The sequence below is a fragment of the Oleiphilus sp. HI0067 genome (genome assembly GCF_001635735.1).
The window spans coordinates 1-741 of the sequence record NZ_LWFI01000189.1 but is presented as its reverse complement, the minus strand read 5'-3'; the positions used below and the strand labels follow the sequence as shown (position 1 = coordinate 741).

Below are 741 nucleotides of genomic sequence, written 5' to 3'. Positions count from 1 at the left end.
AAAATTATAATCATCGCTCATGATGCTTGTTAGTGCGCGCGAGCATTCTTATAATTCGACTCTTTACAGTTAGAGATAGCCTTATGTCAAACCAAGCCAATACTCAGCAAGATTGCCCAGAAACGATTAAGTTCAATCGTCTGTTTTGGCATAGCCGCCGAGGGATGCTCGAGCTAGATGTGTTGTTGGTTCCCTTTTTGAAGGAAGTCTACAAAGATCTATCTGAAGAAGATAAAGCAAAATACGAAGACCTCTTAACATGCGAAGACACTGAGCTCTTCCAGTGGTTCATGCAAAAGAGCGTACCGGACAATGCAGACCATGCTTACATGGTAAAAATGATATTGGATCGTGTTCAACCAAGTTAATATCACCATTAAACAGTCCTACGCAATGCTGGGTATATTAACCTTACCTAGCATCGTGGCACTAGCTATGTTGATAATCGCAGAAGCCTCATTATTTAGTGCAGGTGCTGCATGCATCGCCATAGGGACTAATGCTTATTTAACTTACTCGGTTTTCAAATCTCACGCACACAACAATGCTCTCATGATTGAGGGGAAAAAACTCGTTTATCGTCGCGATGGACACTACTTACCAATCTCGATTCATAGCTCAGTTTGGCTCACGCACGCCTTTGCGATTCTGGTACTAGCCACTAATAGCGGTGCGAAATACATCATTTGCTTGAGCCCTCTAACGAGCAGTAAAAAAGATCACCATCGCAGACTATACGTT

Annotated in this window: 2 protein-coding genes; both read left to right on the top strand. The window is 42.5% G+C overall.

What is annotated here, in order from left to right:
• Positions 1-83: 83 nt before the first annotated feature.
• Entirely contained in the window at positions 84-368 is a 285-nt protein-coding gene (locus A3739_RS02495; protein ID WP_068500121.1) for a succinate dehydrogenase assembly factor 2, read from the top strand.
• Positions 352-741: hypothetical protein (locus A3739_RS02490; protein ID WP_156502275.1), on the top strand; the 390-nt coding region annotated here is incomplete at its 3' end. The genes A3739_RS02495 and A3739_RS02490, both read left to right, overlap by 17 nt.

Coding starts and splice junctions, on each gene's coding strand:
- A3739_RS02495 (WP_068500121.1), top strand. CDS start 84: ATGTCAAACCAAGCCAATACTCAGCAAGATTGCCCAGAAACGATTAAG.